A 14,412-nucleotide genomic window follows, 5' to 3' on the forward strand; every position below is an offset into this window, starting at 1 on the left:
GCTACCATGTTACCTCTACTTCGTCAGTCCTAAACTTTTGCTTGACTATTGTTTCTTCGAGATTAAACTTTATGCCGGCTTTAAACATTCTCAGGCCGGTATAGGCTATCATCGCTCCATTGTCCCTACATAAGTCATATGGGGGAACAAAGAATTTCACACCTCTATCCTCACACATTATTCTAAGCATTTCTCTCAGGCGGTTATTAGCGGCAACTCCTCCTACAAGAACCACTTCCTCTTTTCCAGTATGTGCCACAGCCCTTTCAGTAACCTCAACTAAAGCGGCAAAGGCCGTTTCTTGGAAGGAATACGCCAAATCCTCTGGCTTATACTTTCCGGTCTTGTACTTCCTAACAGCCTCTGTCAAAATTCCAGAGAAGCTCAAGTCCATGCCTTTAACTGCATAGGGGAGTTCGATGTATTTCTCTCCTTTCTGAGCGAGCTTTTCTATCTTAGGTCCCCCTGGGAATCCCAAACCGAGCTCTCTGGCAAAAGTATCTATGGCATTGCCTATGCCTATATCGAGGGTTTCTCCAAAAACCCTATACCTACCACCCTCCAAAGCTAACACTTGAGTGTTGCCCCCGCTTACGTAAAGACCAACCGGGTCTTTTACTCCAAACATCTTTGTAATTTCCACGTGGGCAATGCAGTGGTTGACTCCAACAATGGGCTTGTTGTATCTTATGGCTAGAGCCCTTGCAGCCGTTGCTACGACTCTCAAAGCCGGCCCCAACCCGGGCCCTTGAGAGAAAGCAATTACATCCATGTCTTCCATATCAATTTTGGCTTCTCTAAGGGCTTTTTTCAAAAGGGGCTTTAAAAGCTTTGCATGGTGTTCGGCGGCTTCCTTTGGATGTATGCCTCCTTTTTCAGTTGTGAGAGTGTCAAATACGTTGGCGAGAACTTTCTCTTCCGTCACAATTCCTATGCCAAGTGTATGTGCTGTTCCTTCGATCCCTAATGCTATCATCAAAAGGAGTATTTGATGAGGATTTAAAAGTGTTGTTCATTGGATCTTTCAATTCTTCTAAAGTCTTATTGGAACATGTAAATGCAATAACAGCTAGAAGTGCAGTAATTGTAGCTTTCAATTCTTCTAAAGTCTTATTGGAACCTATCCTCCCAGCTAACTCTTCCACCGTGCTTATCTCTCTTTCAATTCTTCTAAAGTCTTATTGGAACAAGTGAGGAGCTGGAGCTAGTTAAGGGCGTAATTGAACTTTCAATTCTTCTAAAGTCTTATTGGAACGCGAGTATCACATTTCTTATTTCATCCTCCCTCCAACGCTTTCAATTCTTCTAAAGTCTTATTGGAACCGGTCTTAACGAGCAACGTGTCATTACAGCCAAACACTCTTTCAATTCTTCTAAAGTCTTATTGGAACGTGGGATATAACAGTCAATCCCTCAATTGTCCTCCTCACTTTCAATTCTTCTAAAGTCTTATTGGAACTTTTTTGCCCAATATTTTCCTAAATTGCATTGGGTACTTTCAATTCTTCTAAAGTCTTATTGGAACCTACGTACTTAAAGGAGATGAGGATAACCCAACATTTAGCATCTTTCAATTCTTCTAAAGTCTTATTGGAACCTATATAGTATGAAGTGTTATATAAGCTTTGCTTAGACTTTCAATTCTTCTAAAGTCTTATTGGAACCAGCACCGTGAAGCCCTCCCTCGCCGCTGCAGTGACGCTTTCAATTCTTCTAAAGTCTTATTGGAACTGAGAATTGCGATGACTGTAACTGCAAGTGTTAAGGAACTTTCAATTCTTCTAAAGTCTTATTGGAACTCAAAGAAGATGATATTATTGCTCTCTGTCGAGCAGACTTTCAATTCTTCTAAAGTCTTATTGGAACCAGCACCGTGAAGCCCTCCCTCGCCGCTGCAGTGACGCTTTCAATTCTTCTAAAGTCTTATTGGAACTGAGAATTGCGATGACTGTAACTGCAAGTGTTAAGGAACTTTCAATTCTTCTAAAGTCTTATTGGAACTCAAAGAAGATGATATTATTGCTCTCTGTCGAGCAGACTTTCAATTCTTCTAAAGTCTTATTGGAACTGTTTCAAACCCATTTGAGGAAACTCTCAACATAGCAACTTTCAATTCTTCTAAAGTCTTATTGGAACTTGAGGATTCGGGCCTTAGAGATATTGTCGAGGGATCTTTCAATTCTTCTAAAGTCTTATTGGAACTGCCTCAACTGCCTTATTATCTTCCGATTTGCTTCTTGCTTTCAATTCTTCTAAAGTCTTATTGGAACCTTTAACCTTTAGTAACTTAAATTTAAAGACAAAGAGCTTTCAATTCTTCTAAAGTCTTATTGGAACTATCAATAGATGAAGGATGTTTTGATTTTTCAAAGTTCTTTCAATTCTTCTAAAGTCTTATTGGAACATTTGACAGCATTGATGACTTCATTAAACGAATAGTTGCTTTCAATTCTTCTAAAGTCTTATTGGAACGTGGATCCCAAGGCACGTAGATGTGAAAGCAAGCGCACTTTCAATTCTTCTAAAGTCTTATTGGAACCTTATATACTCACCGACAATGAAAAAGCCCTCGCGATCTTTCAATTCTTCTAAAGTCTTATTGGAACGTAACCGATTACGTCGTCAAGCCAGATAATGAGGCCTGCTTTCAATTCTTCTAAAGTCTTATTGGAACGCTTATACTAATCGTTTTGACCACAGTGAATGTTGTTCTTTCAATTCTTCTAAAGTCTTATTGGAACCTCTGTTTGCATAGTCTAAGACCATTACCATGTAAGTCTTTCAATTCTTCTAAAGTCTTATTGGAACAGGGGCGAATTTTCCTCTAATCCCTCTATAAGAGTATTAGAACACTCGAAACTTATAAGCCTTTCCTTGAAGGGTCAGTAAAAAGCCCTTCAAAAGCCCCCAATTCCAAGCATAACTCAAGAGACAGGACTCATTAAACACTCCAAAACACCCGAATTTTTTAGTGTACACTCTTGTCCACGAGACTTCCAGAAGGAAAACAAAAGTTTAAACCAAATTTAAAGGACTATAAAACTACCAAATCCAAAAAAGTCAAATTTCCACGAGGAGGAGGTATGTAAGGGGCCCTTAAAGACCTCCGCTCAAAACTCCGAAAAAATTTCGTCACAAAACCCCTAAGATTTTGTAACTCTCTGTTTGATAGTAACTTCCGGTTACTAAAGACTTCCAGAGCAACCTTAGAATCTCAAATCCAAAATAAGAACACAAAAAGCGGGAAAATTTAAAAAATCATCGATGGAACCATGATATGAGGTATTTGGCCGTCATTCTGCCCTGTAAATTTTCCTCTCAAATGTGACAAAGTCCGTCCATGCTGCATGTGCTAGGAAGTTTGCCTCCATAACGTTTGGTTTTCCGTTCTTAAAAGCTTCCTCTTTGTATGTGTAGCCCACAATTTCGCCAACAAACCACGTGTGATCTCCGTAGTCTCTCGCGTCTACTACTTTGCATTCTATGTTTGCTAATGCCTCCTTTATGCTTGGTGTGGCGATCTTTGTGGAGTTAACGAGGGTTATGTTCATTTCCTTAAGCTTGGAAGGCCCGCTTTTTGTTCCGGCAATCCAGACATCTCGAAGCATTTCCAAACTCGGAACACTGATAACAAACTCCTTGTATTTAGAGATTAGCCTGTGGGTGTATCTTTTTGGAGAAACCGCTACCCCTACTAAGGTAGGCTTGTGAGAGAGAACTGTCACCCAGTCGGCTGCCATGACGTTTGTTTCCTCCTCCTGTCCCGAAACTATTAAATAGGTTCTCATTGGGTAAATCAACCTGTACATCCCCTCCCACCCCTATGTCTCTCTGCTTTGTTCTTTAAAAGTCCTTCTTAAGCTGAGCCAGTAAAGAGCTTTGGCTGCTCTTTCTGGGGTTGAAAAGTTTTTGATGCCGTGAGCGTTTAGAAGCTTTGCGCCCTCCTTTACGAGCTCTCCGGCCATAAAGTTGGTCACAATTGGCTTATTGCACTTGGCATCTATGATAGCCTTTGCTACTTCTTCACTTGGAATAAATATGGGCGGAACGCAGATAACGAGTAAGCCATCAACGTTCTTATCCTTGCAAACGACCTCTATTGCTTTTTTATATCTCTCATAGTCTGCATCTGCTATCAAGTCAATTGGATTTCTGGTTGAGCATTGTGGGGGTAGGAATTTTTTAAGGTCCTCCACGGTTTCTTCTTCAAGTTTTGCAATCTCTAATCCTAGCTTCTCAGCTTTGTCAGTAGCTAAAACCCCCGGACCACCGGAGTTTGTTATTATTGCTATTCTTTTTCCTCCACTCTCGTACATCTCAAAAATTTTTGCCGCATCAAAGAGTTCTTCCATTTCTTCAACTTCTATTGCTCCAAACTGCATAAAAACGCCTTTGTAAATTTCGTAGCTTCCTGCCAAACTCCCCGTGTGACTTTGGGCCGCTTTGCTGCCGCTTTTGCTTTTTCCGGCCTTGAGAATTATCACAGGTTTTTTAGCGGTGGCATACCTCAAAGCTTCGACAAACTTCTTCCCATCCTTTACCCCTTCGATGTATAGGGCTATCACTTTGGTGTTCTCATCATCGGCAAAATATCTTAAGAAGTCACTTTCCGTTAAATCAGCAGCATTGCCGTAAGAAACGAAAGCGGAAAATCCTATTCCTTCCTCGTTCCCCATGGCCAGAGCTGCACCACCAAATGCCCCGCTTTGCGAGATCAGAGCTAGACCTCCTTTCTTAACCCTAACTTCAAAGGACCCAAAGAAGTCAGCATGAACTCCAAAAATTCCGGCACAATTTGGCCCGATAATCCTTACTCCCTTCTCTCGGGCTTTTTTAACCAGTTCTTTCTCGAGCTCAGTATTTCCTATCTCACTAAACCCGGCACTTATAACCACTGCTCCCTTGATTTTTTCTCCAATTTCATCAATTAGAGATGGAACAAGCCTTGCGGGAATTGCTATTATGGCAACATCAACATCTCTCTCAAGCTTTTCCGATATCTCGAGTTTCCTCCCCGCTACTTCGACCTCTCCCCCTTTGGGATTTACGGGAATAACCTCCCCTTTGAAGCCTCCTTCGACTATATTCTTCAGTATCTCGTATGCTATTGCGCCCTTCTTAAACGAGCCGAATACTGCTACCGATGAAGGATAAAAGAAGAAGTCCATTGGGTCACCTCCGCTTTGCTAACAGGGGGAGCAGCACTATTAACAAAACAAATCCCGGGCCGCAGACGCCTTTTTTCTGTTCCACTATAATGATCACGTTTTTGCCGTCTGTTCTCTGATCCTTAATCCCTAAACTGACTGGAGCTTTAACACTCACTTTATCAAATCTAAAAGGTAAGGTTATATTTGCACTCCAGGTTTTTCTGGTGAGGCTCTCTTTGTAATCTACTTTTGGCTTTGCTTTGCCCCATACAAGTACCTTATTGCCTTCAATTTTTGAGTTTATCTCTTGAATCTCCATGGTTTTGTTGAACTCCTCTCTTATTTTTGTCTCGTGGTAGATAGTGGCATTAACTCCCTCAAAGGTTGCATTGAACTCTACAAGCCCACTTAGGGGGTCATAATAGAGCTGGATGCTCTTCGTAGTCTTTGCCAGAAATTCATCAAAAGAGACAAACTTGGTGGTATTTTCTGACGTTTTGTTCATAATAGCCTCGTAGACGGAGGAATCAAAGGTTATCACAACTATTGGAAGATAGTATCCGTTCTCCCATGATGCAACATTCTCCACGAGCTCCTTTGGTTTTGGGGCTAGGGTAATGAGATAAGCACCTTTTGGAAGAATCATTGTGAGCTTTCTCCAGCTGTATTCAAAAACCCTATTTTTAAACAAAAACTGCATAGGCCCATAAACTGAACTCTGCAGTGTTTGATTTTTCTCCACAAGATAGTTGTATATTTTAAAGGTTACAACAGCAGTCCAGTTTTTCCCAAGTTTTACGGGACCTTCTTCAGGCACTACTACCAATGCTTTTTTGGATTGCTTTTCCACTTCCCTCTTAAAATTGCCGTATATTAATGAGTAAACAAAGTCATGGAATTCTTTCTCTGCCCTCTGTGGATTTGTCTGGGAGATGTTTTCAAAGTAGTTTAAATAGAATGGATCTTTGAGTTGGGCGTTGATTTTAACTAGGGCTGTTCCACTGGGATAGAGAGTTACATAAATGTCAATGTTAAAGAGGTGTTGATCTTCATAAGCGTAAACCTGGGAAAACGATGCTAGTAGCATAACCGCAATTAGAATCCACGCACCTCTCTTCATTTTCTCACCTCCAAAACTTTTTCAAATACCAATACAAAAATTTATTGGTTCATTGATAAAGAGGGATAGCGATGAGGAAGTACAGGAAAGTTGTAGTTGGGGGCACTTTTGACAGACTCCACTTAGGTCATAAGGCTTTGCTTAGAAAGGCTTTTGAAGTGGGGAAGTATGTCTACATCGGTCTCACTTCTGATGAAATGATAAAGACCAAGCCCTACGCTGAGAGGATTCTCCCATATGAAATTAGACTGCGGGATTTGCTAAAGTTCTTTGAGATAAACGGGTATAAAAACTACAGGATAATAAAGATACACAGCGCAATAGGCTTTGCAGACAGGATAAAGAGTTTGGAGGCAATAGTTGTTAGCGAAGAAACGTATAAAGGTGCCCTCTTGGTGAATAGAGCAAGAAGGGAAAAAGGTCTAAAACCCCTCGACATTGTTACCATAAAGCTAATCAAAAGCAAGCTTGGAGATAAAATAAGCTCTTCCTTAATAAGGGCTGGTTTGATAGATCCTTTTGGGAATCCAAAGAGGTGATAAAATGAGAGTAGTCACAATTGGGGCTGGACTTGGAGGACTTTTGACAAGCGCTTTTTTAGCCAAGGCAGGTCATGAAGTGAAGGTTCTGGAAAAAGCTCCTTTTGTTGGTGGTAGGTTTACAAATCTCAACTACAAAGGCTTTCAATTGTCCACTGGAGCCCTTCATATGGTTCCTCATGGAGAAAATGGGCCCTTAGCTCATCTACTAAAGCTTTTGAATGCCAACGTGAAAATAGTAAACTCAAACCCAAAGGGTAAGTTCTTCATAGGGGGAAACATTTACCACTACAGAGAGGGTTGGAAGTATCTTTCACTCAAAGAGAAGGCCAAAGCGATGAAGCTCCTGGCAGAGATAAGAGCCAATAGACTTCCAAGTGGTGAAGATGCACACATGAACTCTTGGGAATGGCTCAAAGAAAAAATCGGTGATAACGAGTTTGCTTATCTCTTCATAAAGAGCTTTCTCGGCTGGGCAGTTAGCCTAACTCCGGAAGAAGTTCCGGCAATAGAGTTGGCTAAGGAGATAAAAGCAACTTTGAAGTGGGGAGGTCCGGGACTCATAAAAGGTGGATGCAAAGCTGTAACCGAAGAACTTGCGAGGATTGTAAGAGTGAGTGGGGGAAAAATAATAACCAGAAAGAGGGTTGTTGAGGTAGAGGATGGCAAAGTAATAACGGCAGATGGGGAGGAATACCCTTATGATGTACTTATATCCAACATAGGGATAAAGGAAACGGTAGAGCTTTTTGGAAGGGATAAATTCGATAAGGATTATCTGAAAAAAGTGGACGCCCTAAAGCCAGCAGAGGGGATTAAAATCAACATAGCCTTAAAGGGAGGGCCTAGAATAGGCAACACCGTTGTTTTTGCCCTAGATACTCAAAGGATAAATGGATACAATGAACCCTCTGCCTTGACTCCAGAGCTTGCAAGAGAAGGCTACACTCTCATTATGACGCATCAGGCTTTAAGAAGCAGAAACATAAGGAAAGAGCAGAAACTTGGATTGGAAGACCTCCATTATCTCTTCCCGGAGCTTGACAAAGAAGGAGAGATTCTAATGGTTCAAACTTATTTAGACGGAAATCCCGTTAACAGAGTAGCCTCTGGAACCCATCTTGACTTCCCAATCGAAAACGTTTACATAGTTGGGGATGCGAACAAGGGAGAAGGGGGAATAGAGGTAGAAGGAATAGCGCTTGGCGTTATGAAAACCCTGGAGAGCCTAGGTATTGGAAGGTTTAGCGAGTGGTATCTCTGAGTAAAACAGCAAAGAGATTTCTTGGATACCTTTAAATTTGCAAGCCCTTTCAATTATTTTTCGAAGTTTTTTCTAAAAGAATTATTTTATGACTAAGAAACCCTTTTAATTCGCTAAGGTCTAACTTTATACACCAGTGCTGGAGGGAGTAACATGAGGAAGAGGGTTGTTATAGCTTTGGGTGGGAATGCTATTCTACAGAGAGGACAAAAGGGGACTTATGAAGAGCAAATGGAGAATGTGAGAAAGACTGCAAAACAAATTGTTGATATCATCCTCGATAACGATTATGAGGTTGTGATAACTCATGGGAATGGTCCTCAAGTTGGGGCGATTTTACTGCAACAAGATGCCGGAGAGCAGATATATGGGATTCCCGCTCAGCCCATGGATGTTTGTGGTGCAATGAGCCAAGGGCAGATTGGGTACATGATACAGCAGGCTGTGATTAATGAGCTAAATAGAAGGGGCATAAATAAGCCTGTGGCAACAATAATTACTCAAACAATCGTTGACAAAAATGACCCAGCGTTTCAGAATCCTTCAAAGCCAGTGGGACCGTTTTATGATGAGGAAACCGCCAAAAAGCTTGCCCAAGAGAAGGGGTGGGTTGTTATAGAGGACTCAGGAAGGGGATGGAGAAGAGTTGTTCCTTCACCAGACCCAATTGGGCATGTTGAAGCTCCAATAATCCAAGACCTAGTTGAGAAGGGCTTCATAGTTATAGCCTCAGGCGGAGGAGGTATACCGGTAATTGAGGAGAACGGTGAATTTAAAGGGGTTGAGGCTGTAATTGACAAAGATTTGGCCGGAGAGAAGCTTGCTGAGGAGGTTAATGCGGATATTTTCATGATACTCACGGATGTTAACGGCGCTGCCATCAACTACGGCAAGCCAGATGAGCAGTGGCTTGGAAGGGTCACAGTTGATGAACTTAAGAAATACTACGAGGAGGGGCATTTCAAGAAGGGTAGCATGGGGCCAAAAGTTCTTGCTGCGATAAGGTTCATTGAGTGGGGTGGGGAAAGGGCTGTAATTGCCTCTTTGGACAAAGCAGTTGAAGCTTTAGAGGGCAAAACAGGCACTCAAGTTGTTAAGTGATTTTCCCTCTTTTTCCGACTCCTTACAATATATGAATCTCGATTTTATTTATCAAAAGTTTTAAAAATATCAAGTTACAATAATTCTGTGGAGGTGACGTTATGGACCCGCTAAGCGGATTCATAGGTTCGTTGATATGGTGGATACTGTTCTTCTACTTACTCATGGGCCCTCAGATACAGTACAGGCAACTGCAAATTGCGAGGGCAAAATTGCTGGAAAGATTGGCAAAAAAGAGAAACTCCACAGTGATCACAATGATTCACAGGCAGGAGAGCATAGGTCTCTTTGGAATCCCTGTGTACAAGTTCATAAGCATTGAGGACAGTGAAGAGATATTGAGGGCAATAAGAATGGCTCCAAAAGACAAGCCAATTGACCTAATTATCCACACGCCCGGAGGCTTGGTATTGGCAGCAACACAAATAGCAAAGGCTTTGAAAGATCATCCGGCAGAAACAAGGGTGATAGTGCCACACTACGCAATGAGTGGTGGAACCTTAATAGCTCTCGCAGCGGATAAGATTATAATGGATCCTCATGCGGTTTTGGGGCCGATTGATCCTCAACTAGGCCAGTATCCAGCTCCGAGCATAATAAGGGCAGTTGAACAAAAAGGTGCAGAAAAAGTTGATGATCAAACTCTTATCCTTGCTGATGTGGCAAAGAAAGCGATAAACCAGGTTCAGGAGTTTGTGTACGATCTCTTAAAGGACAAATATGGTGAAGAAAAAGCCAGAGAACTTGCCCAAATACTAACCGAGGGAAGATGGACTCATGACTATCCAATAACTGTTGAGCACGCAAAGGAGCTCGGTCTTCATGTTGAAACGGACGTTCCAGAAGAAGTTTATGCTCTAATGGAGCTCTATAAACAGCCTATAAAGCAAAGGGGAACTGTAGAGTTCATGCCTTATCCGGTAAAGCAACAGGGGAAAGATTAGCTAGGCAAATTTTTTATTTATTTACATCCTTTTTGAAAAGCTAAGCACTGGTTCTCAGTTCTGGTGAATAATTTCGCGTCTCAGCCAAAAAGTTTTTATTTGGTTTTTACATCCCTTTAGTTAGGCTTAAATCAGGGTGAGATTATGATCAACTATTCTAAAATGAAGGAAGGGGAAGAGACCATGCAAGTGAAAGTAGACCCAGAGGAAATTAAGAGGATAAAAGCCGAAATAGAGGCTTTAGAAAGAGAGAAAAAAGAGATACAGGAGAGATTGGAGCAGCTCCAAAAGGAGCTGAATATTTGGATACAAAAAAGAGATGAGAAAAATAAAGAAGTAAGGCAGTTGAGGGAGAAAGCAAGAGAATATAAAATAAAAAGAGATGAAATCAATCAGCAGATTCAGGAGCTTAAAAAGAACAGGGAAGAGATAAACGCCAAGCTTGATCTTCTCTATCAGGAAGCCATGGAGTACAGGGCAAAGAGAAATGAATATAGACAGCTGAGAAGATTAAAGATGCCAAAGGAGAAGATAGAGGAGAGAATTGAAAAGCTTGAATGGGAACTCCAGACCAATCCGAACATAACTCCCGAAAGGGAAAAACAGATAGTCGATCAAATACAGGTTTTGGCTACAGAGCTTGAGATTCTCCAACAAGCTGATAGATTCCACAAGAAACTCCAGGAAACAAGAAAGAAGATTGAAAGTTTGAAGAAAGCAAGAAGGGCGATAGGAATGGAGATTCAAAAGCTTGCCAATCAGAGCCAGCAGTTCCATGAACAGATGCTAAAGGCTTACCAGCAGGCAGATGAGATTAAAAAAGAAGCTGATGAGTACCACCAGAAGGTAGTTGAGCTCAGAGAAAAGATTAGGGAAGTTAGGATGGACCTCAGAGAGGTAGAGAGAAAGATATTCGAATTTGATCAGAAGCACAAGGAGCTTATAGCGTATAAGATGGTCGCAAAGATGAGGGCAAAGAAGGACGCCACATTCGAAAAGGCAGTTGAAGCCCTTGAAAAGTTCAAGCGCGGTGAAAAGCTTACTTTGGATGAGCTCTTGCTACTCCAGAGATACAATCTGGTGTGAAGCATGGAAATCATAAAACACGAGGGTCCAGGGAGGCTTGGGTTAGTCAAAATTAATGATAAGACCTTTAAGACGCCTGCTTTGTCTGGAGTAGATTTTACCATTTCACCGTTCAATTCTTACTTCTACCCCAAAGATTTTGGAGAATATGACTTTAACCTTGCGCCCTCAATTCCCCTCAGTTTTTACACTCCAAGGGAGATAATAGAGAAAGCACTGAATAGGTTGTATGATGTTGATTACTCAAAATTCAATGCCCTCTATGTTCCGGTTGTGAGAAACCTTGAATACATTGACGAGTTTCTGGAAAATGTCCTTTCTCAGTACTCTTTTGATGCTATTTACATAGGAAGTGCAAAAATTTTTGTAAAAGATTATCGGAGATTTGTTCAAGCCATCAGGATCATTAGAGAAAAAGATCCAAATTTGCTCCTTGTTACGGATCTTGAACCCTTCTTCTACCCCTTAGCTGTTTATCTTGGCATCGATGCCTTTGATACCCGTTCCTTAAAGCTTTACGACTTCCACAAGAAGGGCTTTACGCAGTTTTCTCCAATCCTTTGGAGTGAAAATGAAAATTCTCTAGAATTCGCTAGGGAGATCATAAACCTGGTTAAAAAGGGTCTTGAGGAAGGAAAGCTTCGTTATCTGGTTGAAAACTTTTTCTACACCCAGGCTCATGCTGGAGTATTAAGAATAGCGGATAGAGAACACTCGGATTATCTTGAAAAATACACCCCCATACAAAGGGATACCGTTTACTTCATAAGCGATGCCTCCCAAAACAGGCCTGAAGTCGTGAGGTGGAGGCAGAGAGTAGTTGAGAGATTTAAGCCCCCTGAGAATATTGAGGCTCTCTTCCTCTTCCCATGTTCCGCTAAAAAGCCCTACTCCCACTCTCGCTCCCACACCCTTTATAGAAAAGCCCTCAAAGAAGCCCTTGGGCAGGGAATATATAAGATACACGAGCTTATCCTTACCTCACCTTTCGGTGTTGTGCCCAGAGAATGGGAGTGGTTAGCTAAATACGACATTGTTGTCACAGGTCACTGGAGTGAGGAGGAGATAAGCTCAGCCGCTCAGCTTTTAGCAGAAACCCTTGAAAAGTATCCTAAGGATGTTCCCATAATAGCCCATTTGGATGAGGCGTATGTTGAGGTTGCAAAGAGGGCCGGCGAGATTAGTGGGAGAGAGATAATATTCACTCCGGTTAAAAACGGCACAACAAGTAGAGAGAGCTTAGAAGGCTTAAAGGGGACGATAAAGGAACTCGGCCTTGAGTTAGTTGCTGAAAAGGAAGACAGAACCTATCGCTTCTATGAGAACATAAGGAAGGTGTTCGATTTTTACTTTGGTATAGGGGCAGGAGAGGCTGTTCTTCCTGATGAAGCGAGGATCGTTGGCTCTAAAATGCTCCGCATTCTCATAGACAACCAGCAGACCGGAACGTATCAAGAGGGCGTGATAAGTGTAACTCCATTCGGCATGCAGCGCATTTACGATGCAACGGGGAGCTATTATGTAAAGATTGACTTCGATCTCAGGGGAGATGTTTTTGCTGTGGGAGTTGGTGAGGCCGATGAGAAGATACGGCCCAATGATATAGTTGGTGTTGTAAGGGATGAAAAAGTCGTTGGCGTTGGAAAAGCCGTTCTAAGCGGAGAAGAGATGGTGAAGGCAAGGAGAGGAGTTGCGGTTAAGGTCAGGAAGAAGACATGAAAATTTTTTAAGTTATTCTCCATTATATTATGGGAGAAATATGAAGCAAAAGTTGATTGTCATTGGTGTTCTTGTTTTATTCTTATTCCCTTCAGTTAAGGCAGACTATAACGGAGCTGAAAGCCTTAGGTTCAGGGTATATGCCCTTTCAGATAGCGGAGCAGTAATATCTGCCAGCTACACACCCTATTCTCCTGGAATGTGTCCTGAGGGATGCGGATGTGCACTTGTACCATCTGGCTTTTGTTGCTTGCTAGCCAACTTTTTTGTGAATGATACTACCGTTGAGTTCCTCGGATTCTCGGATGTTCTCCAAATCCACAGGTATTCGGAAGACTACTACATCTTCACCTTCACCCATAACACCTTCAATGACACTCTCAAGGTATACCGCGTCTCTGTTGAGGGCATTGAAAGCATAGCAAACCTAACTGCCAACTGGCTTTATGGTGAATTTGCAGTCTCGATTCCTTATGTAGCTCTAAGGGTGGATAGAGAGCACGTTCTAGTTTACAATGTTCTCACCGGAGAGAAAAAAACTATGAAAATAAAAGAACTGGAAAACGGGATTATCCCAGGGATAAATGTAGGAAGAAACGGAGATGTTATTTATCTCAAAGGCAAAAATTCACTGGGAGCAGAAAAAAACATACGCGGTGAAGTTAAGGGAGATAAAATATCCTTTGGTAGCTTTTCGATCCCTTTATGGGCAGTTAAAAATTATACAGTCAGTCCAATAGAGGTAAGGCACCTGCACGCTTTTGAAGTGGGTGATGCCTATATAATACTCCCTTCTCCCTTTATGCACTACTTTGCCCCCTGCGGCAACAGCACAAGGGAAGTCGTCGAGTTTAGTAATGAATCAAGCAGTGACTTTTCGCCAGATGTGTATGCGTTCTTTTATAAAAATAATAAAATGCGACCAATACGCTTACTTAAACTTGAATACGGTAATATAAGGTCAGATACAGAGGCTCTCAACTGGATCATCTTCCAAAAAGAAGATGAAAATTCCGCTGAAAGCTTCACGTCAACTTCAACTACTTCTCCTTTGGAAACTTCCTCCCCCATCAATACAAAAGCTGAGAGTGTATGTGGTTCTGCAGCACTTTTAGTAGTTTTACTACTCCCATTGGTTCTGGTCAGAAAAAACTTTTAATGTTTTTTCATTATTCAAAACCATGCCAAAATACTTCAAAAGAGGTGTCAAGCGAGAGCACCATTTTCTCAAGGGACTTGAAAAGCCACTTGAAGAGATAGCCCGTATACCGGGCGTTAAGAAAGTTATTCCGGGGAGGATTTATGCAAGTGATTCTCGAGGCTTTGAGATTAAGGTTGTCAGAGAAACACTGACGGGATTGAAGCTTTTAGCGAAGAGTGATGGCAGTGTTCAGGAAATTTTCTTAGTTGTTGACAAGAAGGATAGGAAAAGGGTTAGTGAGGAGATAGAGAGAATTAGTGAAAAGTGGAGAAAGAGTTAAATCCACTA

The 14,412-nt window shown here is 41.7% G+C and carries 12 protein-coding genes and 1 CRISPR repeat array; of the genes, 8 read left to right on the forward strand and 4 right to left on the reverse strand.

Features of this window, described 5'->3' with window-relative positions; translation table 11 throughout:
* Nucleotide 1: 1 nt before the first annotated feature.
* From ACZ5NL_RS06730 to ACZ5NL_RS06745, 4 genes are all read right to left on the reverse strand, one after another.
* Nucleotides 2-976 (reverse strand): bifunctional N(6)-L-threonylcarbamoyladenine synthase/serine/threonine protein kinase, encoded by a 975-nt coding sequence (locus ACZ5NL_RS06730; protein WP_464841521.1) that lies wholly within the window; start codon nucleotides 974-976, stop codon nucleotides 2-4.
* 45 nt (nucleotides 977-1,021) lie between these two features.
* Nucleotides 1,022-2,808: a CRISPR direct-repeat array (repeat unit 30 nt; unit sequence CTTTCAATTCTTCTAAAGTCTTATTGGAAC).
* A 485-nt stretch (nucleotides 2,809-3,293) separates the two neighbouring features.
* Nucleotides 3,294-3,809 carry a flavin reductase family protein gene (locus ACZ5NL_RS06735; protein WP_464841522.1) on the reverse strand — a complete coding sequence of 172 codons (516 nt, stop codon included), beginning with the start codon at nucleotides 3,807-3,809 and terminating at the stop codon, nucleotides 3,294-3,296.
* A 12-nt stretch (nucleotides 3,810-3,821) separates the two neighbouring features.
* Nucleotides 3,822-5,168: an acetate--CoA ligase family protein gene (locus ACZ5NL_RS06740; RefSeq protein ID WP_464841523.1), complete on the reverse strand. Its 1,347-nt coding sequence runs from the start codon at nucleotides 5,166-5,168 to the stop codon at nucleotides 3,822-3,824.
* Nucleotides 5,169-5,172: 4 nt separating this feature from the next.
* Nucleotides 5,173-6,270: a CGP-CTERM sorting domain-containing protein gene (locus ACZ5NL_RS06745; RefSeq protein WP_464841524.1), complete on the reverse strand. Its 1,098-nt coding sequence runs from the start codon at nucleotides 6,268-6,270 to the stop codon at nucleotides 5,173-5,175.
* 71 nt (nucleotides 6,271-6,341) lie between these two features.
* Here ACZ5NL_RS06745 and coaD point away from each other — a divergent pair, with 71 nt between their 5' ends.
* From coaD to ACZ5NL_RS06785, 8 genes are all read left to right on the forward strand, one after another.
* On the forward strand, nucleotides 6,342-6,809 hold the full coding sequence (coaD, locus tag ACZ5NL_RS06750) for a phosphopantetheine adenylyltransferase (RefSeq protein WP_464841525.1): 468 nt from the start codon (nucleotides 6,342-6,344) through the stop codon (nucleotides 6,807-6,809).
* A 4-nt stretch (nucleotides 6,810-6,813) separates the two neighbouring features.
* The gene (locus ACZ5NL_RS06755) at nucleotides 6,814-8,073 is read left to right on the forward strand and encodes a phytoene desaturase family protein (protein WP_464841526.1); all 1,260 of its coding nucleotides are present in this window, start codon (nucleotides 6,814-6,816) and stop codon (nucleotides 8,071-8,073) included.
* A gap of 153 nt (nucleotides 8,074-8,226) precedes the next feature.
* Nucleotides 8,227-9,174 carry a carbamate kinase gene (arcC, locus tag ACZ5NL_RS06760; RefSeq protein ID WP_464841527.1) on the forward strand — a complete coding sequence of 316 codons (948 nt, stop codon included), beginning with the start codon at nucleotides 8,227-8,229 and terminating at the stop codon, nucleotides 9,172-9,174.
* Between the two features lie 101 nt (nucleotides 9,175-9,275).
* Nucleotides 9,276-10,118, forward strand: a complete 843-nt coding sequence (locus tag ACZ5NL_RS06765; RefSeq protein WP_464841528.1) for an SDH family Clp fold serine proteinase — start codon at nucleotides 9,276-9,278, stop codon at nucleotides 10,116-10,118.
* 183 nt (nucleotides 10,119-10,301) lie between these two features.
* The gene (locus ACZ5NL_RS06770) at nucleotides 10,302-11,204 is read left to right on the forward strand and encodes a coiled-coil protein (protein ID WP_464843370.1); all 903 of its coding nucleotides are present in this window, start codon (nucleotides 10,302-10,304) and stop codon (nucleotides 11,202-11,204) included.
* A gap of 3 nt (nucleotides 11,205-11,207) precedes the next feature.
* Nucleotides 11,208-12,923 (forward strand): archaeosine synthase subunit alpha, encoded by a 1,716-nt coding sequence (gene arcS, locus ACZ5NL_RS06775; RefSeq protein ID WP_464841529.1) that lies wholly within the window; start codon nucleotides 11,208-11,210, stop codon nucleotides 12,921-12,923.
* A gap of 40 nt (nucleotides 12,924-12,963) precedes the next feature.
* Nucleotides 12,964-14,082, forward strand: a complete 1,119-nt coding sequence (locus tag ACZ5NL_RS06780; protein ID WP_464841530.1) for a hypothetical protein — start codon at nucleotides 12,964-12,966, stop codon at nucleotides 14,080-14,082.
* 22 nt (nucleotides 14,083-14,104) lie between these two features.
* Nucleotides 14,105-14,404: a DUF2103 domain-containing protein gene (locus ACZ5NL_RS06785; RefSeq protein ID WP_464841531.1), complete on the forward strand. Its 300-nt coding sequence runs from the start codon at nucleotides 14,105-14,107 to the stop codon at nucleotides 14,402-14,404.
* Nucleotides 14,405-14,412: the final 8 nt, after the last annotated feature.

This window comes from Thermococcus aegaeus (genome assembly GCF_055393685.1).